Genomic DNA, 26093 nt, shown 5'->3' with positions numbered 1-26093 from the left:
CTAACTTGATTATAAAACGCGCGAGTTAAATTAATTCGATAAAATTGGTGATAATCCCTTTTATTTTTAAATATTGATGATATAATGAATTCATAGTTAATGATAAACGTTAACTGATTCTACATGCACCGTTCATTATAGCCTTTGGTTGTGATGGTCTTTTTCAGATGTTTGCCCCTACAAACATCTCCTCCCTAATATACTTATTACTAAAAGTATTCTCCCTACAAATAATATTTTTAGTCCCCTATAAATAAGATAAAAAATTAGGTGTATGTAGAAGAATCAACAACTTAGGTTAGCTACTTAAGCTGTTACAATCCCTCCGGACTACTTATTGTAGTTCGGTTTTTTTGTGCGTTCATTTAATAAGACACAATTCTTGCGATTCTTTTGGGATAGATTAGAATACTAGGTGAGACATTAACTTTCGAAAGCAACATTGATCAGGAATTGGAAGTTTGTCATAGGCAAGAAGGGCTCACCGAAGCTCGGTTGTTTCTGTAGATAGGTTTATTTTAGTTTTTGGAATCAATATCAGGTAATCTCTGCTTCCTCCAAACTAGAACCAGATTGCCGACACTCATATAATATTTATTGATTCATGTGAGAATTTACCCCCAGTGGTAAATTCTTTTTTTATTGCTATAATGGAGTTCCTTGGCAGGGGCGGGGGATTTTGAAAATTCCCTCCAATTTTTAGTAAACGGCTTTACTTGTATGATTGCAGACAAGTAAGGCCGTTTTTCTTAAAATGAAATGGATGACGGTCGTTTGCGTTATAAGCGCTTTCATCTATGGATTTAAGTAGCTTCGTTCGGAAAACTCCTTTGTAAAAACTAAGATTTACTTAAAAAATAGAATTTACACCTTAGTTTAAAAACGGTAAGATAGTCATAACGTAAATGAAAACGATTTACGCGTTGTATGAACGACAATTATAGAGGTGATTAAATGACGTTTCGTAGAGTCTTCGTGATTGATTTAGGCGCAATGGGAATTGGCGAGTCTCCGGATGCCAACCGATTTGATTCAGTTGGCGCGGATAGTCTAGGCCAAATTGATAACGCTATGCCTGACCGTTTGACGCTACCAACGTTGACTCAGCTGGGCTTAGGGAATTTACGGCATAAAAACCCGTTGAAGCACGTTACTGAGGTTGAGAAGCCGCTTGGATTTTTTGGTCAAATCAGACCTGCTAATGAGAACAATGCATTTGCTTCTGGGATTCGGGAGAGCTGGGACCTCACAAGTGAGGGGCGAACAACCTCCGCTTTTGATTACCTGGCGATTCGCCATGAGCAAGTTTTGTTAGCAAGCCCATTGATTAGTTACCTGAGTAATCAGGCAACTACCAAACGGCTTTTGGTTCACCGCAATCAGGAAGCGTTGCAGCTACTTGCCGCTGAAATTGGGGAAGGAAACTATCGACTGAGTTATTTTCAGTTGCCTGAATTTCAACAGGATTACAATACCGCAACTGCTGCTGAGTTAGGCGATTTACTAATGGTGTTCGATAGTCAATTGGAATTAATCATGCAAGTGATGAAGCGTTCCGATTTATTACTCATCACTGCCAACCACTCAGTTAACCCAGAGAATCCAGATCAGATGACACGAGAGTATTTGCCATTATTTGCTTATTCACCAGCATTAAAAGGTGGTAAAGCACTTGGAATTAAGAAATCATTGTCTGATTTGGGCGCCACGGTTTTGGAAAACTTCGATTTTGCGGGGTTAGGTCCAGGAACCAGCTTTTTGTCTGAGCTTAAGTAGTCTTATTTACTACTAAATTGTTGTCGTGCAACGCGTATATTGTTATGCCATTTTGACGAATAGTCGCCACGTTAAATTTTAGAAAAGAAGGTATTGGTCAATGTACTTACTTGTCAACATACTTGGGGTCATCGTTTATCTTGGAATTGCCCTTTTGTTCTCAAAGAACCGCAAACAGATTAACTGGAAATCTGTCATTATTGTGTTAGTTATTAATTTACTGTTTGCTTGGGTTCTAACTAGTTTCAGTTGGGGTCGAGACATCGTCAAAGGTGCCGCAGACGGATTCAATTGGCTAGTTCAAGTGTCATATACAGGTATTGCATTTGCACTTCCAAGTTGGGTTCACATGAAGTCAATGGACTTTGTGACTAGTTCACTTCTCCCAATTTTGATGATTGTCCCACTGTTCGATATTTTAACTTATATCGGCGTGCTTCCATTCCTTATCAAATGGATTGGTCGTGGATTGGCCTTTGTTACAGGTCAACCAAAGTTCGAATCATTCTTCTCAGTTGAGATGATGTTCTTGGGTAACACTGAGGCCTTGGCTGTTTCAAGTCTTCAATTGAAGCAAATGTCTGCAGAACGTGACTTAACGTTGGCTCTGATGTCAATGTCATGTATCACCGCTTCCATTCTGGGTGCTTATACTCAAATGGTTCCTGGTCAATACGTTTTGACTGCCGTTCCATTGAACATTTTAAACACCATCATTATTACCAACATTTTGAATCCAATTAAGGTTTCAGAAGAAGAAGATACAATTGCCAAAATGGGTGGCTCAAACGCTGCTGCTGAAGAAGCTGCTGTTGATTCTGGCGAAGTTCAGGCTAACGGCAAGAAAGAACCATTCTTCTCATTCTTGGGTGACTCTATCTTGGGTGCTGGTCGTTTGATCTTAATCATTGCCGCAAACGTTATTGCGTTCGTTGCTTTAGCCGCATTGATTGACAAAATCTTGCAACTCTTCAACCCATGGTTAACGATGGAACATATTCTAGGAATCATCATGTTCCCATTTGCATGGTTAATGGGTCTGGATGTTTCTCAAGCCTTCCAGTTTGCTCAATACATGGGTACCAAGTTAGTAACAAATGAATTCGTTGTTATGGGTAAAATTGCCCCACACATCAACGATTTGAAGATTTACCCAGCTCACTATCAAGCACAATTGACTGTTTTCTTAACTTCATTTGCCAACTTCAGTACCACTGGTATGATTATCGGTGCGTTCAAAGGTTTGGTTGATAAAGAAAAGAATGACCTTATTTCTAAAAACGTGGGCTACATGCTCCTATCAGGTATCTTAGTATCCCTGATGTCAGCTGGTATTGTTGGATTATTCGTTTGGTAGAATAGTCTTCCACTCAATCTAAAATTTGATAGCTCAGGCCAAGTGGTCTGAGCTATTTTTCACAAAGGTATTGGTAGCGGTTACTTAAATTTGGTATGCTAGTACTGTAAACACGTTCTGTTAGGGTCGCTCGAAACGTTCGATAGACGCTGAAACCCAGTTTGGTGCGTGAGACCACCGAATTGCAATTGCCCAACAAGTCTAAATGGACGATGACTCGTCTATTGAAAGCTAGGGAGCTTTATGGAAAGTAAACAAAATGGGACCTCCGCTGACAACATGTCTTTTCTGGAGGTACTGAAACACAAGGACATTTTAAGAACCGAAATTATCGCTGGCATTACCGGATTTTTCGCAATTTCGTACATTATCATTGTTAACCCGATGATTCTGAAGGATGCGGGAATTCCAGCTGATTTAAGCGTTTTTGCGACAATTTTTAGTTCTATTATTGGCTGTTTGATCATGGGATTCTATGCCAATTCACCGGTTATTTTGACGCCGGGGATGGGGGTTAACGCCTTCTTCACGTATACGGTGGTTGTGAACATGGGGCTCTCGTGGCAAACGGCGGTCGCAATTTCTGCAGTATCGGGCGTCATTTACATGGCAATTGCGTTCACCAAAATGAACGATATTTTGTCCAAATCAATTCCGCAATCACTGAAGCACGGAATTACAGCGGGAATTGGGCTCTTTCTGGTTGAAATTGGACTGGAAAAGGCGGGCTTGATTGTTGCCGGAAAAACGTCACTCATTGTGCTGGGAGACTTAACAAAGCCAGCCGCACTACTAGCCATTTTCGGGCTCGCCATCAGTTTGATTCTATATCTTCGGCGCGTGAAGGGGAGTTTCTTCATTGGGATTATTTTGACGACGATTGTGGGCGTTATTTTCCACATTCGGGATGCGGATACGCCGAATGTCATTCTAAGCAAGCTCACCAATTATCATCAGATTACGTTTAAAGGGGACTTTTCCCATATCCTGTCAACGCCATTTATCTTAGCGACATTTTCGATGACGATGATTCTCGTGTTCGAATCAATGGGTCTGGTTCAGGGATTATTGCCTGACCAGCGAAAATTCAAGAAAACATTTCAGGGGAGCTCCGTTACAACATTTTTATCTAGCTTCCTAGGGACATCGCCAACGGTTGCCGCTGCAGAAAGTGCTTCCGGCATTGAGTCCGGTGGTCGAACGGGGTGGATGGCCGTCACAGCAGCCGTCATGTTTGGCTTGTCGCTAATCTTTATTCCTTTACTCGCCTACGTTCCCCAAGCTGCCATAGCGCCGGTTATTATCATCACGGGTGCTTTAATGATGGAGTCCATTGGTGGTATCAAAATTGGTGATTTCACAGAGTGGTTCCCAGCATTTTTGATTATCGTGTTGATTCCACTTACTAACAGTATTTCTACTGGACTAGCATTTGGTTTCGTTTGCTACCCAATTCTAAAATTAGCTGGTGGTCAACGGCGACAGCTGACGTTGCCAGTCTACATTTTAGGAGTTTTGTTCCTATTAGATTTGATATTTAGCGCCTTACTTTAGGCGAAAATATGAGTTACAAATACAAGGAGGAAATTAAAATGGCAATTAATATTATTATGGATACGGATCCAGGCATTGATGACGCTGCTGCAATTACGATGGCAATCAATGATCCTAAAATTAATTTAAAACTAATCACGGCGGTTGCGGGTAACGTAACGGTTGATAAGACGACAAAAAATGCGCTTAAATTGGTTCGATTCTTCAATTCCGATATTCCAGTTGCTGGGGGTGCAAAACAGCCTTTAATCAAACCATTTGAGGATGCTGCTCGAATTCATGGTGAGTCAGGGATGCCAGGTTATGAGTTCCCTGAGGACTTACCAAAGCCAATGAAAGAATCAGCTGTTATCGCGTTACGCGACGCAATTATGGCTGCTCCAGAACCAATTACTTTGGTACCAACGGGGTCTTATACCAACATTGCGCTGTTATTCTCCGAGTATCCTGAAGTAAAGCAAAATATCGAACGGATTGTTGCAATGGGCGGTTCACTGGGCAAAGGGAACATGACCTCTGCTGCAGAATTTAACGTCTTTACGGATCCTCATGCTGCTAAAATCATGTACGAATCAGGCGTACCGATTGTGATGGTTGGTTTGGACATCACCATGAAAGCACTACTGACTCATGAAAGCATCGAAAAATTACCAACACTCAACGAAACGGGTAAGATGCTACATGACATCATCATTCATGATGGCGATAATTCTGATGCCGGAATCGCGATGCATGATGTGAACACCATTTTCTACTTACTTCACCCTGAAGCAATTCAAACTGAAAAGATGTGGGTTGACGTTCAGACTGAGGGACCAGCAAATGGTGAGACGGTTGGCGACATTCGTGGCGCATACCACAATGGCCGCACTAACGCAGCCGTTTGTGTCGACATCGATGACGTTGCCTTCAACAAGTGGTTCATTGAAGAAGTCTCTGCTATTCAAAAATAACGGCTCAAAGTAAAGGTCGCTTCAGCAATTCAACATTTTGCTGGAACGACCTTTTTTGTCTGTCCAAATTCTAGTATAATTAAGCCAGACTGTTGCGTGTTTTCTCAATTTAGGGTAAAGTAGACCAGTACGTGAAACATGTTTCACAGATGAGGAGAAAAGGATGAATCCAGATCAATTTCAGCAGAAATTAGCTGAGCATAATATCATGCTAGATGAGCACCAGATGACTCAATTTGAGGAATACTATAAATTATTGGTAGCCACAAATGAGCACGTCAATTTAACGACCATCACGGAGCGTGATGACGTTTATCTCAAGCACTTTTACGACTCATTGACGCCAGCATTTTACATAGAGGCCTTGCGGGAGCAACCCATTAGTCTTTGTGATGTTGGGGCGGGTGCAGGCTTTCCATCAATTCCGCTAAAAATTGCTTTTCCGCAATTAACAGTGACAATTGTGGACTCACTCAATAAACGAATTACCTTTTTAAAGGAACTCCAGACGACACTCGGTTTAACAAATGTCCACTTTCACCACGCTCGCGCCGAGGAATTTGGGGGACGAAAATCTGAGTTTCGAGCAAGCTTTGATATCGTGACTGCTCGGGCGGTTGCAAAAATGAGCGTCTTAAGCGAATTTTGCTTACCATTAACCAAAGTCGGTGGGCAGTTTGTTGCCTTAAAAGCGGCACAAGCTGATCAAGATTTAGAAAGCGCTACAACGGCCATCAAGCTGCTTGGTGGTGAGGTTAAACAGGATGTTGCCTTTGAATTGCCATTTGATGCAGGGACAAGACACATCGTTGTGATTAACAAGGAAAAGAAAACGCCGGGACGTTATCCTAGAAAAGCTGGAACGCCAACCCGGGAACCATTGGGAAGTCAGAATCAGTAGAAGAAAGGTGGACTAAGCATGGCAATCATTATTGCGCTTGCGAATCAAAAAGGTGGCGTTGGTAAAACGACCACTGCGGTAAACTTAGGCGCCAGCATTGCGGATCTTAATCAAAAAGTATTGCTCGTGGATACTGATGCTCAGGGAAATGCAACGAGTGGTGTCGGCATCAAGAAGTCCACAATTGAAAAGGATATTTATGATGTCATTGTGAATGAGGAACCCATTTCGGAAGCCATTTTACAAACGGCTCATGAACGATTAGACATTGTGCCCGCAACAATCCAACTTTCTGGTGCTGAAATTGAGTTGACTCCGCAAATGGCTCGAGAGACCCGGTTAAAGGACGCGCTAGAAGAGGTCAAGGATCAATATGATTATATTTTAATCGATTGTCCACCTTCGTTAGGTTTAATCACAATCAATGCATTTACGGCGTGTGATTCAATTTTAATTCCCGTTCAAAGTGAGTACTATGCGCTAGAGGGGCTTAGTCAATTACTGAACACCGTTAAGCTTGTTCAAAAGCATTTCAATCGCGATTTAGCGGTTGAAGGCGTTTTGCTGACGATGTATGACGCACGAACGAACCTTGGAAAACAAGTTAATGCAGAAGTTCGAAAATACTTTAGCGATAAAGTCTATAAAACAATCATTCCGCGGAATGTTCGGCTATCCGAAGCGCCAAGTTACGGGATGCCAATTATGGATTACGATAATAAGTCAAAGGGTGCCATCGTTTATGGTGAACTTGCAAAGGAAGTGTTAGCAGCTCATGGCGAATAAAAATCAAAAGGGTTTAGGAAGAGGCATTGAAGCACTCTTTGCGGACAACGGGGTTGACCCAAAGGAAGAAACTGTTTCTGATATCGATTTGAAGACGATTACGCCAAACCCTTATCAACCTAGACAAAAATTTGATAAAGCTGCACTAAACGATTTAGCAGCTTCCATTAAGGAATCTGGCGTGTTTCAGCCAATCATTGTTCGCCAACCTGATGCTAAGAAAGAACGCTACGAGATATTGGCGGGTGAGCGACGATTTCGAGCTTCCAAGTTGATTGATAATAAAACGATTCCAGCGATTGTTCGTTCCGTAACTGAAGAACAAATGATGGAAATTGCGGTACTCGAAAACTTACAGCGAGAGGATTTAACACCGCTAGAAGAGGCTGAAGCGTATAATACACTGATGACGCGGCTCGATTTGACCCAAGCCCAGGTTTCTGAACGATTGGGTAAGAGTAGACCGTACATTGCAAACTATTTACGATTATTGGGATTACCCATTATTGTGAAGGAATATTTGAACAAGAAGCAACTTTCAATGGGCCAGGCACGGACATTATTGTCACTTAAGGACCGTAGCCGACTTGGCGATCTTGCAAAACGAGCTGTTGATGAAAAGTTAACGGTTCGGGCTTTGGAAGAGATTGTTGGTCAAATTAATGGTCAGTCAAAGAAGAAAATTAAGCAAAGTAAGCCGTCAAGACGAAAGTCACCGTACATTCGGTCTAGTGAGGATCAGCTTCAAGAGAAGTTTGGCACGCAGGTTTCAATCAACGAGAATAGCACCAAACAGGGTGTTGGGAAGATTGAAATTGATTACTTAACGAATGACGACTTGAGCCGCATTTTGGATATTTTGGATGTAAACTTAGATTAATTAACAGAAGGGAAGGCTTCATATGTATGATTTTGGCGATTTAGTTGAAATGAAGAAGCCACATCCTTGTGGTGTTAACCGTTGGCAGATTATTCGAATGGGCGCGGACATTAAAATCAAATGTACGGGTTGCGGTCATATTGTCATGCTGTCACGGCGAGAATTTGAGAAAAAATTAAAACGCGTATTGGAAAAAGCCGATAACGCAGATAACTAAGGAAAGAGTGAATAATTAATGTCATTAACTGCAGGTATTGTGGGCTTACCAAACGTTGGAAAGTCTACCCTATTTAACGCAATCACTAAGGCTGGTGCCGAAATGGCCAACTACCCATTTGCAACAATCGATCCTAACGTGGGAATGGTTGAAGTTCCAGATGATCGACTCGATCGCATTCAGGAACTCATTCCAGCTAAAAAAGTGGTGCCAACCACCTTTGAATTTACCGATATTGCCGGAATTGTAAAGGGTGCTAGTAAGGGTGAGGGACTTGGTAACAAATTCCTAGAAAACATTCGGCAAGTTGACGCCATTGTGCACGTTGTTCGGGCATTTGATGACGACAACATCACCCACGTTTCAGGGAAAATCGATCCAACTGATGATATCGAAACCATTAATTTGGAATTGGGACTATCAGACCTTGAAGCCGTTGATAAGCGATTGGCAAAAGTTGCCCGTGCTGCAAAGGGGAGCGACAAGGAAGCTAAAGCTGAATTAGCAGTTCTCGAAAAAATTAAGCCAGTTCTTGAAGCTGGTGGTAGCGTTCGAACGATTGAATTTGATGAAGACGAGCAAAAGATTGTTAAAGGCTTGTTCTTGTTAACTTCAAAGCCAGTTCTGTACGTGGCCAACATTGCCGAAGATGACATGGCGGATCCTGAAAATTCTAAGTACTTTAGTATTATTGAAGAATACGCTAGCAAAGAAGGCGCCCAAGCAATTGCGGTTGCCGCTGAAGCTGAAGAGGAAATTGCCCAGTTGGATGATGCCGAAAAGGCTGACTTCCTAGAAGCTGAGGGAGTGGAAGAGCCTGGTTTGAACCGACTCATCCGTGCCTCATATAAGCTACTTGGACTTGAAACTTTCTTCACTGCTGGTGGTAAGGAAACCAAGGCCTGGACCTTCCGTGAAGGGACTAAGGCACCACAAGCTGCCGGAATCATTCACTCTGACTTTGAGCGTGGTTTCATCCGTGCCGAAGTAATGGCGTTTGATGATTTGGACAAGCTGGAAAGCAAGTCTGCGGTCAAAGATGCTGGTAAACTTCGTGAAGAAGGTAAAGAATACGTCATGAGTGATGGCGACATCGTAGAATTTAGATTTAACGTTTAAAAATTCGGAATTATGGAAGGGAAGGTCTCTCGTGAGCGATAATCAAAACCGTAAACGTAATGCTGGTGCGCAACAAGCTCGCCATACAGTCGAGAAGAATGAGCATAGTGCATTTGATAATTTAGGACTGTCGAAGCGAAACGCTGACTACATGTTCCGATTTAATCAAGAAATAGAAAAAACCAAGCTTTCGGTTGAAAAGAAGACGGAAGTTGTTAATGAAATGGTTCAAGAGTTGGTTGATGGTCAAAAGAGTGGGAAAACTGCTAAGAATATGTACGGGGATGTTTCAGAACGGATTGATTACGTTGTGAACGGTCCAGCTAAGGATCCAAATGCGGATGATCCCTATTGGCCAAGTGCGTTATATAACGGCCTAATTTTCTTCATGATCTTTAACGTGATGTTTGGCGCAATTATGCTCCTCTCACCAAAAACGGCTGCAAGCAGTCAACCAGTCGGAATTGTGTCAATCTTTATTTCATCGGCACTTGCCGGTTTGGCATTGCCATACATGTCAACAATCTTCGATCCAAAGCGAAAGCACAAACAATCAATTTGGGTTCGACTTTTAGTTGTCATTGCACTATTTGTTGTTTGGATGGGACTCTTCTACATCACAAGTGCTATTCCAAGCGTTGCAAACCCAGTTCTACAATCATGGCCTGCCGTTATTGTAGGGGTTCTCTCAGGTGGTGGCGCACTTCTTATTCGCCGTCAGTATGGGTTGAAAAAAGGATTCTTATTTTAAGTCACGTCAAAGTCGATCACAAAATGTGGTCGATTTTTATTTACCTCAAACTTGTCTAGCGCCTGTATTTGTGGAATGATAGTCTTATAAGACTGATTAGAACTTACTATTTTCTTAATTTAGTTTAAACTCGGTTAAGTTTTAGTGAATTTTGCGACTTTTACCAAATTAATTGGTAAAGTTATTGACAGATAACAGGGATGTTTATCTCGAAAAGGAGCGTTATCATGAAAATTTTAGTTGTCGACGATGATAAAGAAATTGCACAGTTACTCGAAATTTACATTAAAAATGAAGGCTACGAACCAGTGTCTGCTTATGATGGTCGTGAAGCCTTAACCAAATTACGTACCACACCGGATATTGGACTCATGATTTTGGACATTATGATGCCTGAAATGAGCGGGATGGAAGTTATTAAAGAAGTTCGAAAAGATTCTCAGATTCCCATTTTAATTCTGTCTGCCAAAACGGCAGATATGGACAAAATTCAGGGATTAATTACGGGTGGGGATGATTACGTCACCAAGCCGTTTAATCCACTTGAAGTCATGGCTCGGGTCAAGTCACTTCTACGTCGAAGCCAGGATAATGTGACCGATGATACGCCAGACATTTTGGATATTGGTCCGCTGATTATTAACAAGGATTCACATGAAGTTAAAACAATTGCGGGTAAAGTCATTTCATTGACGGCGCTTGAATTTGGTATTTTATATTTGCTAGCAAGTCACCCAAATCGGGTCTTCTCAGCTGATGAAATATTTGAACGTGTATGGCGTCAGGAATCCATCATTTCTGCCAAAACGGTGATGGTGCACGTTTCCCATTTGCGGGATAAGATTGAAGAAGCAACGAATGGTGAAAAGGTCATCCAAACGGTGTGGGGCGTGGGATATAAGATAGAGTCGCACTAGATTTAAGGAAGTGCAATTTCAATCGGTAGGCACCGAGTACTAACAAAGACCAATAGTAGCAAGACTTGTCTTGCGTATTGGTCAAGTTAGACGGAGGGGGCTGATTGGAATTACACGACAATGCATCAGCTTCGCAACACAAGTCGTCATGACAGATTTAACTAGGAGAAGGGGCCGTCACACTTGAAACTAACGGGACGTGAAAAAAGTGAATTATTCTTTGAGGGTATTGTAACGGTTATTTTGTTACTGCTTTTAAACTTGTCGGTTTTAGTCATCATCACCCAGGCAATTCAGCTAAATCCGGGACTCCGAGATGGAATCTTTATTATCAAACAATCAATCGTCATTGGACCAGATCACTTCCAGCTTTGGAGTTGGGAGAATCTGTTTATCGGATTGATGGCAATTTTGGATGTCTGGGTTGTTTACTGGCGGCTTATGCGGCGATATCGGCAAATGCAGCTTTACCATATAATCGATGAGCTTCATTACATTGCTCAAGGAAACTTTGGCCACCGAATCCAGTTCAAAGTAAGCAGCGATATTCAGCATGTCGTCGATTCTGTGAATGCGCTAGTCGATTCCGTTTTGGAGTCAATGACGGAAGAACGAGACATCGAGCGGTCTAAGGATGAACTGATTACAAATGTCAGTCATGACTTGCGCACCCCTTTGACGTCGATCATTGGCTATTTAGGCTTAATTGAGGATAAACAGTATCGATCTGAAGCAGACATTTTGAAGTACACGCACACGGCCTTTTTGAAAGCATCTCAGATGAAGGCCCTGGTTGAAGATTTGTTTGAATACACAAAGGTTCAGCAAGCTGCCGCCAAGGTTAACTTTAACCAGGTCGATCTTTCTCAAATGATGGAACAAATCTCAGCCAGTTTTGAGCTAGAAGCTGAAAAGCAGGATAAGGCAATCGAGGTCACTTGCGAGGAATCGCCATTGATGATTGATGCGGATGCTGAACAGCTAAGTCGGGTTTTTAATAATCTGATTTCCAATGCTTTGAAATATGGGGATGGTGGTAAGCATATTTATATGATTGCCAACCGTCACAATGATAAGGAAATCGAAATTAAGGTTGCAAACGATGGACCGAAGATTCCTAAGGAGTCGCTTGATCACGTTTTTGAACGGTTTTATCGCGTTGAAGAATCACGAAACAAAGCAACGGGTGGAACTGGGCTAGGACTTGCGATTACTCAAAGCATTGTCCAGCTTCACCATGGGTCAATTACCGTGGAATCGACGGACAAGATGACAACGTTTGATATCATTTTGCCGATTCGACAAGCTAAGGTAGATTCTGATGAAGATGAGGCTGTAAATAAAGTCAATGAATCATTGCAAAAGCAGCTTAATTAAATTTTCATGTGGTAAAATAGGAGGGCGGCAATTTTTGCCGTCCTTAATTACATATTAGAGTGAGGAAATGACAATGTTTAAACGACTAAAAAAAGTTGCAACAGGTTTAGCAGCAACACTTATGATCGCAACCGCAGGAATGAGCATTCCTGCAGCAGCAACACCAAGCGCACAGGCTGCCACAGCAGCAAAGGTAACCACGGTTGATTTGAAGGCAAAGGCTGGTTTGGCAATCGATGCTAAAACAGGTCAAATCTTATATGATAAAAACTCAACTAAGGTTTTGCCCGCTGCTTCGATGAGTAAGCTTTTATCCCTTTATATTATTTTGGAAAATATCCATTCTGGTAAATTAAAATGGGATCAAAAAATTAAAATTGATAATACCGTCTACAAAATGAGCCAGGACACCAATCTATCTAACGTTCCGCTTCGGAAGGACAAAGAATACACCGTTAAGGAACTGTACCAAGCGTCAATTATTTATTCTGCTAATGCAGCAGTGACTGCTTTGGGAGATGCTGTTGCCGGCTCTCCTCACGCATTTGTCAGTCAAATGCGCTCAACAGCTAAGAAGCTCGGAATTACGGATGCCAAGATTTATAATGCTTCTGGATTAACCAATAAACAGGTTAGTGATGCAGGTTATGATAACGTGGCGAATAGTGCTGAGAATGAATTTTCAGCAAGAGATATGGGTAAATTAGCGGTTGCCCTTTTAAATAAGTATCCAGAAATTCTCCAAACAACGTCAATCAAGAAGATGTGGTTTGAAAAGGGAACAGACGACCAAATCAAGATGGAAAACTGGAACTGGATGTTACCAGGTTTAGCGAACTCATACTCTGCGCTACCCGTTGATGGGCTAAAGACAGGTACTTCTGATGCAGCTGGCGCCAACTTTACCGGAACGGTCAAAAAGAATGGTAACCGAATTATTACGGTGGTAATGGGTGCCGCACATAAATCAGAAACGGACTCATCACGATTTGTACAAACGCAACACATCATGTCGTACGTTTTCCAAAACTTTAAGACAACCACTTATACGAATAGTCAGATTAAGGGCGTTAAGTCGATTTCTACTAGTAATGGTAAGGAAAAGACGGTTAAAGTTCAGTTGAAATCACCACTTAAGCTTTGGATTCGGAACAACCAGGTGGCAAGCAATGCGACTGGTTCAATTAAGCTGAAGAAATCGCTGAATAAAGATGGCAAATTAGTTGCACCCGTTTCAAAGGGAAAAACCATTGGTGCTGCTTCAATTTCGCTAAAGGGTGATCAACTTGGATTTGTTGATGGCAAATCCGCTACCTGTGTGTCAGTTAAAACTGCGACAAAAGTTGAAAAGGCCAATATCTTTGTTCGGATGTGGCGTGGACTCGTTGCTTTATTTTAATTAATCATGATGAATAGACTGAAGCAAAACGTGGGTTTTGTTGCAGTCTATTTTGCTATTTGCAGATATGGGCTTATCGTCGATTTATTTAATTAAATGGATGGAGGGCGCTGTTGTAACGTTTTACCTGTCTTGGGTAAAAGAAATGTAAAATAAACATTGGTATTTAACCAAAACTTTCTTATAATAGGTAGGCGGAGAATGCTTTGTTCTTCGATTACATATTAGCTTATGAGCTTAGTTAACGAATAGCGATTAAACTGTTTGCAATATTCATTCAGCTTATGAAATCAGGTATGCAAGTTTTTAGTTTCGTGTTAAAATATTTTCGATGCGTTTTAATCAAGAGCGTCTAATATTGGGCGCCTTAACTGTCACTTACTTAACTGCAGGTTTTTTGATGGAGGAATTATTCTTGACTAAACAGGTCCGAAACCCGAATGAGCCACTATGGCTATCCACTTTACGGGTAGCAATGCCGCTTAATTTGAGTTACATTCCTATCGGCTTGGCTTGTGGGATTTTGCTGCATGCCGCCGGATTTAATACGTTATTAACGGCGTTAGTTTCTATTTTTATTTTCTCAGGTGGTGCGCAATTTATGATTGCGTCAATGCTGACAATCAATGCGCCCTTACTTTCTATCGTTCTAATGCTATTTTTCCTAGAACTACGATATGCCTTATTGGGATCAAGTCTTTCCAGATACCTTCAAGGGCAACCGCATCGTTTTATTTTTGCCTTTTCCCTTTCAATGAATGATGAAAATTATGCCGTAAACTATCTAAAGTTTGCGACGGATAAAAAATGGGATGGCCATCAAGCACTGATGGTGGAGCACTATTCACTACTGTTCTGGACCGTCAGCAATGTTGTTGGCAGTTTAGTTGGTAGTGCGTTAAAGATTAACCTTTCTATCGTTAATTTTGCCTTAACGGCACTGTTCCTATATATGATTGTGATGCAAATTAAGAGTCGACTCACGGTTCTAATTTGTGTGTTATCTGGCTTCCTAGCCGCATTCTTCATGATTCTAACAAAGAGTACGCTTGGGTTAGTTATTTCAACGTTAATCGCATCCTTTATTGGCTTTGCTTTGGAGCATTACATTACAACCCACACACCAAAGAGTCGCTGGCTCTGGAAAGTGCGTGGCCCAGGTAGTCGTAAAGATGCCGTAGAGGAAACTGATAGCAACTAGCAGGGGATATTATATGAATTCTGTTAATACATGGACAACTACACAACATTTTTGGTTAATCGTTTTAGGCTTTTTCGTTGCGTTCGTTCCCCGATATTTTCCGTTATTAATCTTCACAAAGCGAAAAATACCCGCTTGGTTCAACGAATGGATGAAATTTGTGCCAGTGTCACTTTTTACGGCATTGGTCGTCAAGGATGTTTTTATTGATTCAAACTACCAATTAGCGCCAATGACGCATGTTCCGGAACTATTAGCGTCACTCATCGTTATTATAATTGCATATCGAACGCGATCAATGTCGATGTCCGTTATTATTGGGTTAATGGCGGCCTTTCTCATTGCAATGGTCGTGTAAACTCGTGGCTCACCAAATTAGTTGGTGGGCTATTTTTTTGCGAAAAATTTCCGTGTTCGGTTGTAAAATAGAACGTTTGTTCGTATAATATAGCTAATACCAAACGGAGGTGATTTTCATGGATTATTCTGAGGAACCACGAGGCGTCTTTTTTTTAATCGACAATAAATCATTCTACGCCAGCGTGGAGTGTGTGGAGCGGAGACTTAAGCCACTGGAAACGCCCCTCGTTGTCATGTCCGAAGCCGAGAATACAAACGGAGGATTGATTTTGGCAGCCTCGCCAATGGCAAAGAAGCTCTTTCATATTACGAACGTCAGCCGAACCCGTGATTTACCAAATGATCCTCGGCTGATTGTGGTACCGCCACGAATGAATTTGTATATTCATAAGAATTTGAAGATAAATGCTATTTTTAAGGAGTTTGTAGCTGATGCCGATTTATATCCCTATTCAATTGATGAATCCATTTTAGATTTAACGCAATCCTGGAAGTTATTTGGGAAGACGCCGAGAGAAACGGCACGGGTTATTCAGCAAACCGTTCTTAAGCGGTTAGGCTTGTATACTACAATCGGAATTGGCGATACACCGGTTCAAGCAAAGATTGCGCTCGATGTTTATGCGAAGCACGATCCGGAATTTATTGATCAAATAAGCTTTGAAACAGTCCCACAGCTCATTTGGACGATTAAGGAGTTGACGGATGTTTGGAGTATTGGAAATCGAACGGCGGCGCATTTGAAGCGGTTAGGCATTAATAATATGGATGACCTTGCGCACACAGATCCCTACTGGCTGAAGCAGGAAATGGGCGTGATTGGAACGCAATTATTTGCATTAGCCTGGGGAGTAGATCGGTCGAAACTCTCGCAGCGAATAAAGGTGAAGGAACCTAGCTTAGGAAATTCGCAGGTCTTGCCGCGAGACTATCGGCGGCAAGAGGAAATTGAAATTGTTCTGCGGGAGCTTGCAAATCAGGTAGCCGCTCGAGTGCGACATCACGGCAAACAAGCTGGGAAGGTGAGCCTATCGATTGGATTTGCCTATGCGGCAGATGATAAACGAGGAGGCTTCTCCCATACTGTCAAGGTTCCGCCGACTAATAGTAATAGTGAAATTGCGCTAACGGTTTTGACGTTGTTTAGGAAATATTGGGCGCATCAGCCAATCAGGAACATTTCTGTTTATTGTGGCCAATTATCGGCTGACACGGGGCAACAGCTGAACCTATTTGAACTACCAGAACAACAAATTAAACGAGACAGCTACGATCGTGTAACCGACGCAATTCGGCGTAAGTTTGGAACAACTGCACTCGTGATGGCCAGCAGCTTACTGAAGGGCGGGACCATGATTGATCGGGCGTCGCTTGTGGGCGGTCATAACGGTGGTAATAGCTATGAATAGTGATAGAAGGGATGAGTATGCGTCGACAAAAGTTAGAATCGGAAGCGGTGGCTCATCAGTTTTTTAAATATGATTATAATGACCGGGGGATGCTGAAGTGGGGTGGCTTTTTCCTATCTGATCACACGAAGGCACTTAAGCACGAAGCGGCAAAGGCAAATGAGCCAACCCATGCTCAAATGCCGCAGAAGGCCATTGGCGACCTTTTGATGGTGGGCTGGAATCGTCAAAAATTGATGAAACTCCAATTAAATATGATGGATGACCAGGATGAACATTTAATGACGGTAACGGGAATGATTGCGGGCTATGAGGAAGATTTAATCGTGATAGAGGTGGAAAACCAGTATCAGACGATTCGACTAGACGAAATTAGATGGGTCAAAATAGCATGAAAAAGGCATTTCTACCACTGGGATAGAAATGCCTTTATTAGTGTCTATTGTAAAGAATGAAAACGAACTTAAAGTTCTTACTAGTACATAGTCGAAACGTGTTCACCAGTTCATCATTCTGTGCCTATTCTAGATTACACGCACGAACAAGTCCGCGCTTACGTAATCCGAATAGTGCTCGAATGAAAACGAACTGCTTCACACTCTTGTCGTGTTCCAATTGCCAAACTTTTCCGTCTAGTAGTGGTCAACACGCGAAACAAGTTCCGCTTCCGTTGACCAACCACTAGTACTCGAAGTTTACCGGCAATTCTCACACTTCTATTTATACATATACTCTCTCGTCATCGGCAACACCTTACCCGACGCACCCTTTGTCAACAAGAACTGGATCACGTCAATATTACCTGATGCAAACGAAGCAGCACACGCTTGTAGGTAGAGGTCCCACATCCGGACAAACTTCTTATCCATCATGTCTTCGATTTCTGCACGGTGTTCATTAAAATTAGCATCCCAAATTTCAGTCGTCTTTTGATAATGGCGGCGAAGGGGTTCCATATCATCAATTTGTAAACCAGAAGCGATGATATGCTCAGTATTTTCAACCAAACCAGGAACGTAACCACCTGGGAAAATCCATTTGTTCAACCAACCGTTGTTGGCACCACCCTGTTGGCGAGTGATTCCGTGAATCAAAGCAACGCCATCTGGCTTCAAATAGTGGTTAACACAATCAAAGTATTCACCTAAGTTTTCTTGGCCAACGTGTTCGAACATCCCAACTGAGGTGATGTAGTCCCATTGCTCGTTGCCAAGCTCACGATAGTCTTCCAAGCGGACTTCAGCAACGTCTTGAAGGCCTTGCTCTTTAATCTGCTCGTTAACATAGTCGTATTGTTCCTGACTCAACGTAACACCAGTTACACTCAAGCCATACTCGCGAGCTGCAGTGAGCATCAAAGTACCCCAGCCACAACCAATATCAAGTAAGCTACGACCACTACTTGGGTTCAACTTTTTGATGATGTGATGGACCTTGTTTACTTGTGCAGTTTCGAGATCATCAGTTGGTTTTTCAAAGTAAGCACACGAATAAGTCATTGTACTATCTAGCCAAAGTTGGTAGAAATTATTTCCTAAGTCATAGTGACTTTGAACATCTTCCTTACTTTCTTCTTCATCATGCTTTTGCTTAGGCAGGAACTTGATGAACTTCTTGTTATGGAAGAAACTGTTATCATTTTCGTAAGCGGACTTGATTAGCTTTTCAATGCTGCCTTCGATTTCAATTTTGCCATCCATATAACCTTCACCTAAGGCAATAGAAGCGTTGCGAGTGATTTCTTTAACGGGAATAGCCTCGTTAAAGGTGATATGAACTTCTGGTTTTCCCTCGCCGTAATTTTCGGTTTTCCCATCCCAATACGTAACTGAAACTGGGATGTTAAAGGTGCGACTCAGAAAAGTTTTGTAAAACGTCTTTTCAAGCATGTAAACATTCCTTTCTGATATTAGGGTCATCCTAATAAAAATACAAAATCCATTATACGCTTCTTAACTATTTTTGTAAGAACGGAATACTTATTCTCAGGATTGGTTGCACCCAGTGCTTCATGGTATAATAATCACTAGAAAACAAACTATAAGACAGAGGATAGAGGGGATTAATTTGAAACGATGGGTATGGGCAGTTGTTGCAGTTGTCGTCGCCGTTTTAATCGGTGGCTATGCATATTCAAATCATCGAATTACTGAAAATCAATACAATACCGAGATGAGTAACGGACAAGCCGCTATTCAGGCTAAACAGTATACAAGCGCTGAGAGTCATTTCGAAAACGCCTTGAAGCGTAAAACCAACGATAGTGCAGCACAACGCTATTTAGATCAAACACAATCATTCGTTTCGGGGAAGAATGCAATGACGTCGCGGCACTTTAATGCGGCGAAGAATTACTTTACAACCGTTAAGAATACCAAAAACACATCAGGGGTTTTAGTGACGAGATCTAAGAGTCGATTAGCAACGCTTAAGATTGTTATTAAAAATGTTAAAAAGTATAACAAGATTTATAGCGAAGCCGTTACGCAAAATAAGGCAACTGAATATGAAGCATCAAACGCCACTTTGAACCAGTTATTTGCAGATTCCGAATTCACAAAGACCTACTATAAGAACATTTATACGAAGGCTCGTGCCTTACAAACTGCAAACACCAAAGGAATCACGGGAGAGGCAACGAGTGCGACGACAAGCAGTAGCAGTAGCAGTAGTAGTGCTAGCAGCAGTAGCGCCAGTTTAACTTCTAGCGAGCAGTCGGCTGCTAACGCCTACTCTGGTAGCAATGAGTACACTGTTCCAAAGAGTCAAACGCAAATTGATGGGCAAACCATCACCGCTGCTCAAATTAACAATGCGCGTTCAACACTTTCAAGTATTGGCGTGACACCGGGACAATTCTCAGATCAGGATATCCGTAGTGGCTTAATTGCAGCTAATAAGGCTGGCATAAGTTTCAAATCATACGCACAGAAAAACTATAAATAACGAGTTTAACAAAGGGCGGGGCCACTGACCTCGTCTTTTTGGTTTACGGGAAGTGGGGAATTAAATGAAAGCTTGGGAAAGATTTGTTGGTAATATTAGGTTACGACGATTTACTGTTTTGCTACTCATTATGTTGGTTCTATATCTAGTTCGAGCAGAAATGAGTACCATTCTTTTGACGTTTATTTTTACACTTTTGATTATTAAACTCGTCCACTTTATTCAGCGCTACATCAAAATTCCGACAAGCTTAATCGTGGTGGTCGTCTACGCCATTATTATTTGGGCATTGTACGTTGCAGTGACCAAATATCTACCGCAGATGGCGGCGCAGGCGGTTCACTCATTTGAAAATATTTATACCTTCTATCAGGATCCAAGCAACGATTCTAACCAGGTGGTCAAATGGATTGGCAATTATATCAGTCAATCTGAGCTCTTAAACCAATTTAAGAGTGGCATTAAAATTGTGATTACCTACGTGACTGGAATTGGATCGATGGGCGTTACCTTACTTCTTTCACTGATTTTAAGCTTCTTCTTCACGGTTGAGGAAAAGGCAATGGCGCGGTTCTCAAAATTATTTCTAACGAGTGATTACGGCTGGTTTTTCCAGGATATTACGTTTTTTGCTAAGAAATTTATCAACACATTTGGGGTAGTTCTAGAAGCGCAATTCTTTATTGCCCTTTGCAACACCGTCATTACAACCGTTGCACTAGCATTCATGAAGTTCCCACAATTGCCAACGCTGGCCATTATGATTTTCTTCTTGAGTCTGATTCCGGTTGCCGGGGTTATTATTTCAGTCATTCCGTTGGCAATCATTGCTTACTCAGTGGGTGGCTTTAACGATGTCATTGCCGTGGTCATTGTTATTCTTGTGGTTCACATGTTGGAGGCCTATGTTTTAAATCCAAAATTCATGTCCAGCCGCACGGAGCTGCCAATTTTCTACACATTTGTTTTACTGATTGGTGGCGAGGCTTTGTTTGGCGTCTGGGGGCTAATTGTCAGCGTGCCAATCTTTACGTTCTTCCTTGATATATTGGGCGTTAAGAGTGTTAAGCTGCACGGCGAGGCCCTTAAAAAAATGCGTCAACGGTATGGGTCAGACAAACAAGATAAGTAATGAGCAATATTTGTGAGCTAGAAGCTGAAATCTCTATTGTTTTGGTGTACAATAGTATGATATTTGAATAAAAAAGAGAAAGAGGTAATTGATTACTATGGCAAAATTAGTATTAATCCGTCACGGACAAAGTGAATGGAATTTATCTAACCAATTTACTGGCTGGGTTGACGTTGATTTGAGTGAAGAAGGCGTTAAGCAAGCCAAGAATGCTGGTAAGTTAATCAAAGCAGCAGGCTTAGAATTTGATTATGCATTCACCTCAGTATTAACTCGAGCAATCAAAACGTTACACTACGCTTTGGAAGAATCAGACCAACTTTGGATTCCAGAAACGAAGACTTGGCGCTTAAACGAACGTCATTACGGTGCACTTCAAGGCCAAAACAAGGCTGAAGCTGCTGAAAAGTGGGGCGACGAACAAGTTCATATCTGGCGTCGTTCGTATGACACGCTTCCTCCACTTTTGAATGCAGATGACGAAGGCTCAGCAGCTAACGATCGTCGTTACGCTAACTTGGATCCTAAGATGATCCCTGGTGGCGAAAACTTGAAGGTTACTTTGGAACGTGTTATCCCATTCTGGGAAGACGAAATCGCTCCTAAGTTACTTGATGGCAAGAACGTTATCATTGCTGCTCACGGTAACTCATTACGTGCCTTAAGCAAGTACATCGAAGACATTTCTGACGAAGGTATCATGAACTTGGAAATGGCAACTGGCGAACCAGTTGTTTACGACTTCAATGACAAGTTGGAAGTACAAAGCAAGACTAAGTTAGACTAATTTTAGAAGTAAACAAATAGGGATTTCTCCGAGTGTGGAGGAATCCCTATTTTTATACACATTTTTTTGATGTTGGGTGCTACGTGGATACTATGAGCTAAGACTTTGACAGCTTATATGATATGTCTTAGGGGGCACTTTACTGCTTTGATCAAAACTTCATTCAACTAATTAACACCACAAGTTGCCGTCATAATTAGCACAGAGTTGGTCACTATTAGTGACGTATTTTATAGGCCTGGCAAGTAGTGTAGCAAACAATCAAGCCCGATTGGAACTTTCATGATTTGGTAAGTATATTGATTGCTATCTATGATCATACTTGCGATAATGACGGTGTAATGAAATCAACATAGGAGGTGCACAATGGTAAAAATGGTTTTTGTGAACTTACCGGTTACTGACATGCAACGTTCTATCAAATTCTACGAGGCGTTAGGGTTTGAGCAAAACAAAAAGTTTTCGGATGAGAATGGCGTGGGCATGATGTGGAGTGATGCAATCTGGATCATGTTATTGACACATGACTTTTATAACAAGTTTCTGCAAGGACAAACAATAGCTGACACACAAAATATGAGTGGAAGTATGACCGCGTTCAGTTTTGATAGTGTTGCGGCGGTCAAAGAATTCGCGGCGAAGGCTGCAGCAAATGGCGGTTCGTATTATCATGTTGAATTAGGCATTCCTGAAAATCAGATGTATGAGTTGGAAATTAAAGATCCTGATGGCAATATTCTTTCAGCTTCATGGATGGCAATGTAAATATTAAAAAGAAAACAGCAACTACAAAATATTATGCTAGTGCTGAAATCACTTTGATTCAGTTATTGTGATATAAGTTAATTTCAAGTGAAAATAATAATAACTGGATCTTTGATTCTGAATTATGTAGGAACATTATATCGTTGCGGTGATTTGTTGCTCGGTATAGTGTTCTTTTTGGTTTGTTAATCAGTCGTTTTTTGGACCCAGCGTCACACCTGCGATACCATGATTGTAAGTCCAATGCTTTAGGGGCAGCATATCATTACTGTGGTAGTAATCGCTGATCAACTGATTCCATTGTCCCCATAAATTTAGAGGGACGTTGATCAAGCCGGCGCCACCATCAATCATTAATTTATTAGCGCATAACGTGGCGGTGCGCTTGTTACCATCCCAAAAGAGTTGGCCACGCATATTGTGGTGACCTGATGACGTTTATTTAAAAATCAGGTTCCAATATTAGCTAGCAAAAAATGGACAAATTAATCGAAAGAAGAAAGCGCAACTGCTACTATATATGTGATGGTTTTAGACGCCATTAATTAAGTTGCGAAAGAAGAGACTAAATAATGAGAATTGGAATTATTGGGGCTACTGGTCACGTTGGCAGCGCGGTTTTTAAAGAGGCCCAGTCACGCGGACACGAAGTCACAGCATTGGTTCGTGATGGAAGTAAGGCAAAGAAGTTGTTTGGTGAAGGGACACCGGTTATTGAAAAAGATGCCTTATCACTTGAAGCTGCAGATTTGAACCAATTTGATGTGGTAGTTGATGCCTTTGCATCACAAAAACCTTATCAGCATTTGGATCTCGCAACAAAATTGATTAGTCTCTTCCGTAATGACGACCAAACCCGGTTAATGTTCATTGTTGGCTCAAGTTCCCTTAAAAAGGCTGATGGAACACGAATGTTGGACGATGTTTTGAAAATGTTTGCAAATGAGCCATGGATTGCAACACCAATTCAACAGGTTCATGAAGTCGATTACCTTCAATGGGTAGATAACGTCAACTGGAGTGCTTTGTCGCCACAGGTTAATTTTGTTCCCGGTGAAAAAACGCAGTACCGGATTGGCACTGACGAAGTAATGGAAAATAAGGCGGGCAAGCAAGAAGTTTCATTTGGTAATTTTGCTGGTGCCTTGGTTGATGAACTTGAAAATCCGCAACATTATCAACAACGTTTTACAGTTGTCGATGATTAGTGGTTGCAATAACAAACTTGAAATACAACGCAAGACAAAAGGCATTCCCCCAACCGAGGAATGCCTATTTTTGACAAAAATGTAGATAAGTTAAATGCTCTTTTCCAGAATATAATCCGTTTGTGGATCAGTTCCCATGTAAAATGAATGCTCACTAATCCGTTGGAATCCGAGATGATTATAAAATCCTTGTGCAGCAAAATTACGCTCCCAGACTCCTAACCAAATGACTTGTTTGTTGGCCACTTTGGCGAGCTTGATTGCATAGTTTATGAGTTGTTTCCCTAATCCGAAGTGCTTAAATGCAGGTAAAATGTATATCCGTTCAACCTCAAAATGATTTTCACCCATTGACTCACTTTGAGCGTTGTCAGAATTAACTTTTAGGTAACCTGCCAATTGGTGATCAACAAAGATGAAGTAGAATGCCGAATCATCATTTTCTAATTCCTGCTTTAATTGGCCGTCATTATAGGATTCTTCCAGATAGTCATGTAAATTTTTTGCGGTGTTCTGTTTACCAAATGTATCCGTAAATGTTTTGATACTGATTTCTTTTAAGGTCGATAAATCTGCAACTGTTACTTTTCTTATTTTTATGGCCATATGTGACACAACTCCCTATCAATAAACTAGTCATTAGTGTAAGTCATCTTTGTTGTAAATGCAACAAAAAACAGACTTTGAAAACGAATTGAGGTTGAACATCATAATTTTCTGCCATATAAGAAATAACTATTTCTCGGGTAATCATTTGACGTCATCCTTTCTCTAATTATTCTCTCATGATATTTCATAAATGCTATAATAACAACTAGCCTAAAATTATAGGCGGCAACAAACTTTACATAGATGAAATTGGAGATAACTAATGAAAAAGAGTACGAATCAGGCCCCCGCATTAAACCGCACAATGACGGCCGGCCAAATGGAAATGATTTCTTTGGGTGGTGCCATTGGTGTGGGGCTTTTTATGGGTTCCAGTTCGACCATCAAATGGACCGGACCTTCAGTTTTACTGTCATACATGTTTGTGGGGGTCATCCTCTACATCGTGATGAGAGCGCTCGGTGAGATGATTTATGTGAACCCGGGAACGGGGTCATTTGCAGATTACGCCACGGAATATGTCCACCCATTAGCAGGTTATCTTGCCAAATGGGCCAACGTTTTCGAGTATATTGTTGTGGGGATGTCGGAAGTAGTTGCGGCGACTGAGTATTTGAAATATTGGTGGCCCAACATTAATTCTTTTGTATCCGGAATTGTCATTCTGGGGTTTCTAGTACTTGCTAACCTTGCAAGTGCAAAGGCATATGGCTCGTTAGAGTTTTGGTTCGCAATGATCAAAATTATTACCATTATTTTGATGATTTTGTTGGGCTTCATGGTTATTTTCTTCGGCCTAGGAAATGGGGGTCACCCCGTTGGTTTAAGCAACCTTTGGAGTCATGGCGGATTCTTTACTGGTGGCGCAAAAGGATTCTTGTTTTCAATGTCAATTGTGGTTGGGTCTTATCAAGGAATTGAATTACTTGGAATTTCTGCTGGTGAAGTGGCCAACCCGCAGCAAGCCATCGTTAAATCAGTTAAGTCGGTGCTATTTCGGATTTTAATTTTCTACGTGGGGGCTATTTTCGTCATCGTCACCATTTATCCGTGGAACCAGTTGAGTTCGATTGGATCACCATTTGTGTCAACCTTTGCGAAGGTTGGCATTACAGCTGCAGCCTCAGTGATTAACTTTGTTGTGCTAACGGCGGCACTGTCGAGTGCTAACTCGGGTATTTATTCTTCAAGTCGAATGCTCTTTAAATTGGCCCATGAAGGTGATGCGCCCAGCATATTAGGGCGTATTTCAAAAAGAATCGTGCCTGACGCTGCCATTTTGGGCATTTCCGGTGGAATTTTGATTGGCTTCATCATTGATATGGTGGCGTCCATCTATAGTAAATCGACCGCCAATCTATTTGTGGTTGTCTTTAGTTCTTCAGTTTTACCGGGGATGGTACCATGGTTTGTGATTCTCTTAGCTGAATTACGATTCCGAAAGAATAATCCTGAAATAATGGTTGAACACCCCTTCAAATTGCCCCTTTACCCATTTTCCAATTATTTTGCGTTTGCGACATTATTGGTCATTGTGGTTTTCATGTTCATTAATCCAGATACAAGGGTGTCGGTAATTGTTGGGGCAGTGGTGTTGATTTTGGCAACGGTGATTTATTTAAGTCGCCATGGATTCAGTAAAGAGCATCATTAGACTAGCTAAATCGAAGTTAGATGAGGGACAAACGG

Annotated in this window: 25 protein-coding genes and 1 pseudogene; 23 read left to right on the top strand and 3 right to left on the bottom strand. The window is 41.5% G+C overall.

What is annotated here, in order from left to right:
• Positions 1 to 954 precede the first annotated feature (954 nt).
• From FD44_RS01950 to FD44_RS01870, 17 genes are all read left to right on the top strand, one after another.
• The gene (locus tag FD44_RS01950; protein WP_010620239.1) at positions 955 to 1776 is read left to right on the top strand and encodes a phosphopentomutase; all 822 of its coding nucleotides are present in this window, start codon (positions 955 to 957) and stop codon (positions 1774 to 1776) included.
• Positions 1777 to 1876: 100 nt separating this feature from the next.
• Complete coding sequence (locus FD44_RS01945) at positions 1877 to 3133, top strand: NupC/NupG family nucleoside CNT transporter (protein ID WP_010620238.1); 1257 nt, start codon at positions 1877 to 1879, stop codon at positions 3131 to 3133.
• 243 nt (positions 3134 to 3376) lie between these two features.
• Positions 3377 to 4687 (top strand): NCS2 family permease, encoded by a 1311-nt coding sequence (locus FD44_RS01940; protein ID WP_010620237.1) that lies wholly within the window; start codon positions 3377 to 3379, stop codon positions 4685 to 4687.
• Between the two features lie 38 nt (positions 4688 to 4725).
• A complete protein-coding gene (gene rihC / locus FD44_RS01935) occupies positions 4726 to 5640 on the top strand; it encodes a ribonucleoside hydrolase RihC (protein ID WP_010620236.1) in 915 nt (304 codons plus the stop codon).
• 163 nt (positions 5641 to 5803) lie between these two features.
• Entirely contained in the window at positions 5804 to 6541 is a 738-nt protein-coding gene (rsmG, locus tag FD44_RS01930) for a 16S rRNA (guanine(527)-N(7))-methyltransferase RsmG (RefSeq protein WP_010620235.1), read from the top strand.
• A gap of 18 nt (positions 6542 to 6559) precedes the next feature.
• Positions 6560 to 7327 (top strand): ParA family protein, encoded by a 768-nt coding sequence (locus FD44_RS01925; protein ID WP_010620234.1) that lies wholly within the window; start codon positions 6560 to 6562, stop codon positions 7325 to 7327.
• Positions 7317 to 8207, top strand: coding sequence for a ParB/RepB/Spo0J family partition protein (locus FD44_RS01920; RefSeq protein WP_010620233.1), 891 nt, complete (start codon positions 7317 to 7319; stop codon positions 8205 to 8207). Before FD44_RS01925 ends, FD44_RS01920 begins: the two co-directional genes overlap by 11 nt.
• 22 nt (positions 8208 to 8229) lie before the next feature.
• Positions 8230 to 8424 (top strand): DUF951 domain-containing protein, encoded by a 195-nt coding sequence (locus FD44_RS01915; RefSeq protein WP_010620232.1) that lies wholly within the window; start codon positions 8230 to 8232, stop codon positions 8422 to 8424.
• Between the two features lie 18 nt (positions 8425 to 8442).
• The gene (gene ychF / locus FD44_RS01910; protein ID WP_010620231.1) at positions 8443 to 9543 is read left to right on the top strand and encodes a redox-regulated ATPase YchF; all 1101 of its coding nucleotides are present in this window, start codon (positions 8443 to 8445) and stop codon (positions 9541 to 9543) included.
• A 31-nt stretch (positions 9544 to 9574) separates the two neighbouring features.
• Complete coding sequence (locus tag FD44_RS01905; RefSeq protein ID WP_010620230.1) at positions 9575 to 10294, top strand: DUF1129 domain-containing protein; 720 nt, start codon at positions 9575 to 9577, stop codon at positions 10292 to 10294.
• 227 nt (positions 10295 to 10521) lie between these two features.
• On the top strand, positions 10522 to 11211 hold the full coding sequence (croR, locus tag FD44_RS01900) for a response regulator transcription factor CroR (RefSeq protein ID WP_010620229.1): 690 nt from the start codon (positions 10522 to 10524) through the stop codon (positions 11209 to 11211).
• Positions 11212 to 11394: 183 nt separating this feature from the next.
• Positions 11395 to 12588 carry a sensor histidine kinase gene (locus FD44_RS01895; RefSeq protein WP_010620228.1) on the top strand — a complete coding sequence of 398 codons (1194 nt, stop codon included), beginning with the start codon at positions 11395 to 11397 and terminating at the stop codon, positions 12586 to 12588.
• 67 nt (positions 12589 to 12655) lie between these two features.
• Complete coding sequence (locus FD44_RS01890) at positions 12656 to 13987, top strand: D-alanyl-D-alanine carboxypeptidase family protein (RefSeq protein ID WP_029327582.1); 1332 nt, start codon at positions 12656 to 12658, stop codon at positions 13985 to 13987.
• 400 nt (positions 13988 to 14387) lie between these two features.
• Positions 14388 to 15188, top strand: a complete 801-nt coding sequence (locus FD44_RS01885; protein WP_033445247.1) for an AzlC family ABC transporter permease — start codon at positions 14388 to 14390, stop codon at positions 15186 to 15188.
• Positions 15189 to 15201: 13 nt separating this feature from the next.
• Positions 15202 to 15546: an AzlD domain-containing protein gene (locus FD44_RS01880; RefSeq protein WP_010620225.1), complete on the top strand. Its 345-nt coding sequence runs from the start codon at positions 15202 to 15204 to the stop codon at positions 15544 to 15546.
• Positions 15547 to 15658: 112 nt separating this feature from the next.
• Positions 15659 to 16957: a Y-family DNA polymerase gene (locus FD44_RS01875; protein WP_191976428.1), complete on the top strand. Its 1299-nt coding sequence runs from the start codon at positions 15659 to 15661 to the stop codon at positions 16955 to 16957.
• Positions 16958 to 16974: 17 nt separating this feature from the next.
• The gene (locus FD44_RS01870; RefSeq protein WP_010620223.1) at positions 16975 to 17352 is read left to right on the top strand and encodes a hypothetical protein; all 378 of its coding nucleotides are present in this window, start codon (positions 16975 to 16977) and stop codon (positions 17350 to 17352) included.
• A 321-nt stretch (positions 17353 to 17673) separates the two neighbouring features.
• Here FD44_RS01870 and FD44_RS01865 read toward each other — a convergent pair whose 3' ends face one another.
• Entirely contained in the window at positions 17674 to 18846 is a 1173-nt protein-coding gene (locus FD44_RS01865; protein ID WP_010620222.1) for an SAM-dependent methyltransferase, read from the bottom strand.
• Positions 18847 to 19024: 178 nt separating this feature from the next.
• Here FD44_RS01865 and FD44_RS01860 point away from each other — a divergent pair, with 178 nt between their 5' ends.
• The 4 genes from FD44_RS01860 (at position 19025) to FD44_RS01845 (ending at position 22587) form a co-directional block, all read left to right on the top strand.
• The gene (locus tag FD44_RS01860) at positions 19025 to 19903 is read left to right on the top strand and encodes a hypothetical protein (protein WP_010620221.1); all 879 of its coding nucleotides are present in this window, start codon (positions 19025 to 19027) and stop codon (positions 19901 to 19903) included.
• Positions 19904 to 19967: 64 nt separating this feature from the next.
• A complete protein-coding gene (locus FD44_RS01855; RefSeq protein WP_010620220.1) occupies positions 19968 to 21035 on the top strand; it encodes an AI-2E family transporter in 1068 nt (355 codons plus the stop codon).
• Positions 21036 to 21132: 97 nt separating this feature from the next.
• On the top strand, positions 21133 to 21822 hold the full coding sequence (locus FD44_RS01850; protein WP_010620219.1) for a 2,3-diphosphoglycerate-dependent phosphoglycerate mutase: 690 nt from the start codon (positions 21133 to 21135) through the stop codon (positions 21820 to 21822).
• A 366-nt stretch (positions 21823 to 22188) separates the two neighbouring features.
• Entirely contained in the window at positions 22189 to 22587 is a 399-nt protein-coding gene (locus FD44_RS01845) for a VOC family protein (protein ID WP_010620218.1), read from the top strand.
• A 189-nt stretch (positions 22588 to 22776) separates the two neighbouring features.
• Here the strand turns inward: FD44_RS01845 and FD44_RS10880 are convergent.
• Positions 22777 to 23013, bottom strand: a pseudogene (locus tag FD44_RS10880) (filamentation induced by cAMP protein fic); the annotation flags it as partial.
• Between the two features lie 146 nt (positions 23014 to 23159).
• Between FD44_RS10880 and FD44_RS01835 the strand changes: the two are divergent.
• A complete protein-coding gene (locus FD44_RS01835) occupies positions 23160 to 23795 on the top strand; it encodes an NAD(P)-dependent oxidoreductase (protein WP_010620216.1) in 636 nt (211 codons plus the stop codon).
• 90 nt (positions 23796 to 23885) lie between these two features.
• On the opposite strand, the gene FD44_RS01830 is transcribed toward FD44_RS01835, so the two are convergent.
• Positions 23886 to 24401, bottom strand: a complete 516-nt coding sequence (locus FD44_RS01830) for a GNAT family N-acetyltransferase (RefSeq protein WP_010620215.1) — start codon at positions 24399 to 24401, stop codon at positions 23886 to 23888.
• Positions 24402 to 24666: 265 nt separating this feature from the next.
• Here FD44_RS01830 and FD44_RS01825 point away from each other — a divergent pair, with 265 nt between their 5' ends.
• A complete protein-coding gene (locus FD44_RS01825) occupies positions 24667 to 26058 on the top strand; it encodes an amino acid permease (RefSeq protein ID WP_010620214.1) in 1392 nt (463 codons plus the stop codon).
• Positions 26059 to 26093 lie beyond the last annotated feature (35 nt).

The organism is Secundilactobacillus malefermentans DSM 5705 = KCTC 3548, from assembly GCF_001436395.1.
GTDB lineage: Bacteria > Bacillota > Bacilli > Lactobacillales > Lactobacillaceae > Secundilactobacillus > Secundilactobacillus malefermentans.
The sequence above is the reverse complement of the archived record's forward strand: the minus strand, read 5'-3'. Positions and strand labels throughout refer to the sequence as shown.

Bases quoted from the DNA above. Each gene is read 5' to 3' on its own strand.
- FD44_RS01950 (WP_010620239.1), top strand. From the start codon at position 955: ATGACGTTTCGTAGAGTCTTCGTGATTGATTTAGGCGCAATGGGAATT.
- FD44_RS01945 (WP_010620238.1), top strand. From the start codon at position 1,877: ATGTACTTACTTGTCAACATACTTGGGGTCATCGTTTATCTTGGAATT.
- FD44_RS01940 (WP_010620237.1), top strand. From the start codon at position 3,377: ATGGAAAGTAAACAAAATGGGACCTCCGCTGACAACATGTCTTTTCTG.
- rihC (WP_010620236.1), top strand. From the start codon at position 4,726: ATGGCAATTAATATTATTATGGATACGGATCCAGGCATTGATGACGCT.
- rsmG (WP_010620235.1), top strand. From the start codon at position 5,804: ATGAATCCAGATCAATTTCAGCAGAAATTAGCTGAGCATAATATCATG.
- FD44_RS01925 (WP_010620234.1), top strand. From the start codon at position 6,560: ATGGCAATCATTATTGCGCTTGCGAATCAAAAAGGTGGCGTTGGTAAA.
- FD44_RS01920 (WP_010620233.1), top strand. From the start codon at position 7,317: ATGGCGAATAAAAATCAAAAGGGTTTAGGAAGAGGCATTGAAGCACTC.
- FD44_RS01915 (WP_010620232.1), top strand. From the start codon at position 8,230: ATGTATGATTTTGGCGATTTAGTTGAAATGAAGAAGCCACATCCTTGT.
- ychF (WP_010620231.1), top strand. From the start codon at position 8,443: ATGTCATTAACTGCAGGTATTGTGGGCTTACCAAACGTTGGAAAGTCT.
- croR (WP_010620229.1), top strand. From the start codon at position 10,522: ATGAAAATTTTAGTTGTCGACGATGATAAAGAAATTGCACAGTTACTC.
- FD44_RS01890 (WP_029327582.1), top strand. From the start codon at position 12,656: ATGACAATGTTTAAACGACTAAAAAAAGTTGCAACAGGTTTAGCAGCA.
- FD44_RS01885 (WP_033445247.1), top strand. From the start codon at position 14,388: ATGGAGGAATTATTCTTGACTAAACAGGTCCGAAACCCGAATGAGCCA.
- FD44_RS01880 (WP_010620225.1), top strand. From the start codon at position 15,202: ATGAATTCTGTTAATACATGGACAACTACACAACATTTTTGGTTAATC.
- FD44_RS01870 (WP_010620223.1), top strand. From the start codon at position 16,975: ATGCGTCGACAAAAGTTAGAATCGGAAGCGGTGGCTCATCAGTTTTTT.
- FD44_RS01865 (WP_010620222.1), bottom strand. From the start codon at position 18,846: ATGCTTGAAAAGACGTTTTACAAAACTTTTCTGAGTCGCACCTTTAAC.
- FD44_RS01855 (WP_010620220.1), top strand. From the start codon at position 19,968: ATGAAAGCTTGGGAAAGATTTGTTGGTAATATTAGGTTACGACGATTT.
- FD44_RS01850 (WP_010620219.1), top strand. From the start codon at position 21,133: ATGGCAAAATTAGTATTAATCCGTCACGGACAAAGTGAATGGAATTTA.
- FD44_RS01845 (WP_010620218.1), top strand. From the start codon at position 22,189: ATGGTAAAAATGGTTTTTGTGAACTTACCGGTTACTGACATGCAACGT.
- FD44_RS01835 (WP_010620216.1), top strand. From the start codon at position 23,160: ATGAGAATTGGAATTATTGGGGCTACTGGTCACGTTGGCAGCGCGGTT.
- FD44_RS01830 (WP_010620215.1), bottom strand. From the start codon at position 24,401: ATGGCCATAAAAATAAGAAAAGTAACAGTTGCAGATTTATCGACCTTA.
- FD44_RS01825 (WP_010620214.1), top strand. From the start codon at position 24,667: ATGAAAAAGAGTACGAATCAGGCCCCCGCATTAAACCGCACAATGACG.